Below are 1,917 nucleotides of genomic sequence, written 5' to 3' on the forward strand. Positions count from 1 at the left end.
GGCCACCGCCAACGTGGCGCTCTTCGCTGCCGGGTCGGCGCCGCAGCCCACCGCGAGCCCGAGGGGCGCTGCGGCCAGACCGAACAGAATCGTGCGCCTGGAAATCCGGTTCATCGTTCTCCTGGAAGTAGTGCGTGATCAACTACTTCCAGTCAACGGGCCGAGATGTCGTGCCGAATCCTGCCGACGGGCCTGTCGGAACTCCTCCCTCGGACCCTTGCGGCGGGTGGGATGTTCTGGTACTCGGGTGGTTACCGCAGGCGGGCCAGAACGTCTTCGTGCAGCAGTCCGTTGGTGGCGACCGCGCTGCCGCCGTGCGGACCTGCGCCGCCGTCCAGATCGGTGAACGCGCCGCCGGCCTCACGGACCAATACGTCGAGCGCTGCCAGATCCCACAGGGAAACCTCGGGTTCGGCAGCAATGTCGACGGCGCCTTCGGCCACGAGGCAGTAGGAGAAGAAGTCCCCGTAACCGCGCACGCGCCAGACGTGGTCGGTGAGTTCGACGAACTGATCGCGAATTCCGCGGTCCTTCCACCCCGAGAGGCTCGAGAAGCTCAAGCTCGCCGATTCGCTGCGGTCGACGGCAGACACCTGGATCGCCCGAGCGTCACCGTCTCCGAATGACGTGTGAGCGCCCAAACCTGTTGCAGCCCACCATCGCCGATTCAGTGCAGGTGCGCTCACGACGCCGATGACCGGGACGCCGTCCTCGAGCAAGCTGATCAGCGTGGCCCATACCGGTACGTTGCGGACGAAGTTCTTGGTCCCGTCGATGGGGTCGACCACCCACTGTCTGCCCTCGAAGACTGCGTCGCCGCCGAATTCTTCGCCGAGTACGGAATCCGCAGGACGATGCTCACCGAGCGTCGCGCGCACTGCTCGCTCGACAGCCAGATCGGCGTCGGAGACGGGGGTGAGGTCCGGCTTGTCGTCCACTCGAAGGTCGAGGGCGCCGAAGCGGGCGCGAGTGATCGCGTCAGCCTCGTCGGCGATACGGAGGGCGAGTGCGAGGTCGGATGCGCGATCGGTCACGGGTACACAACCTACCGGCTCAATCGGGGAGGACCTCGTTCAGCTTTCCGGTTGCGACGTCGAAGACGAATCCGCGTAGGGAGGTCGTCGTGGTGACGAACGGACTGTTCTCGATGCGCTTCAACGACTGACGGACGTCCTCGTCGATGTCGGGAAACGATTCGGCAGCCCAATTTGGTTTGATGCCGATCTCGTCCTGGATGGATCGCTTGAAGTCGTCGTCGGTGAACGTCAGCATTCCGCAGTCGGTGTGGTGGATGAGGATGATCTCGGTAGTTCCCAGCAGACGCTGGCTGATGGCCAGGGATCGGATCTCGTCGTCGGTGACGACTCCACCCGCATTGCGGATGACGTGCGATTCACCTTCCTTGATTCCGAGCACCCGATAGACGTCGATGCGGGCGTCCATGCAGGCGAGTACGGCGACGTGTTTGCTGGGTGGGAGGGGGAGCGGTCCGGTGAACTGCTCGGCGTAGGCGGCGTTGTTCTGCAGGTATTCGTCGGTGACAGTCATCGTTCCAGTAGGTTCCCTCGGAGCGAGGTTGGCAAGGCTTCCAGTCCCGGTGATCCCAATACGTGACGGGCGGCAGGGCCGAGGTCGGCACCCGGTAGCCTTGAGAACCGTGCATCCCGACGTAATTGCAGACCTGAACGCCCTCGACACCACCCTTCGCACCTGCGAATCGGTTGTGGACGTCGAGGAGCTGCGCCGACGCATCGACGAGCTCGAGCACCAGGCAGCCGACCCGGGTCTGTGGAACGACCAGGAACACGCCCAGCAGGTCACCAGCCAGCTCTCCCACGCGCAGGCCGAGCTACGCCGGATCGTGGCACTACGCGAGCGACTCGACGAGATGCCGATCCTCTACGAACTGGCAGAAGA

The 1,917-nt window shown here is 64.3% G+C and carries 3 protein-coding genes; 1 reads left to right on the forward strand and 2 read right to left on the reverse strand.

Annotated features, from left to right (window positions below; all coding sequences use genetic code 11):
- Positions 1–251: 251 nt before the first annotated feature.
- Together hisN and A2J01_RS09930 are read right to left on the reverse strand one after the other, a co-directional pair.
- On the reverse strand, positions 252–1,034 hold the full coding sequence (hisN, locus tag A2J01_RS09925) for a histidinol-phosphatase (RefSeq protein WP_064112620.1): 783 nt from the start codon (positions 1,032–1,034) through the stop codon (positions 252–254).
- Between the two features lie 19 nt (positions 1,035–1,053).
- On the reverse strand, positions 1,054–1,548 hold the full coding sequence (locus A2J01_RS09930) for a beta-class carbonic anhydrase (RefSeq protein ID WP_058226491.1): 495 nt from the start codon (positions 1,546–1,548) through the stop codon (positions 1,054–1,056).
- Between the two features lie 109 nt (positions 1,549–1,657).
- On the opposite strand from A2J01_RS09930, the gene A2J01_RS09935 reads away from it, so the two are divergent.
- Positions 1,658–1,917 (forward strand): PCRF domain-containing protein (locus A2J01_RS09935; protein WP_156519227.1); only part of this gene is annotated, 260 nt, incomplete at its 3' end.

Origin of the sequence: Rhodococcus sp. EPR-134 (assembly GCF_001647205.1) — a bacterium.
GTDB lineage: Bacteria > Actinomycetota > Actinomycetes > Mycobacteriales > Mycobacteriaceae > Rhodococcus_F > Rhodococcus_F qingshengii.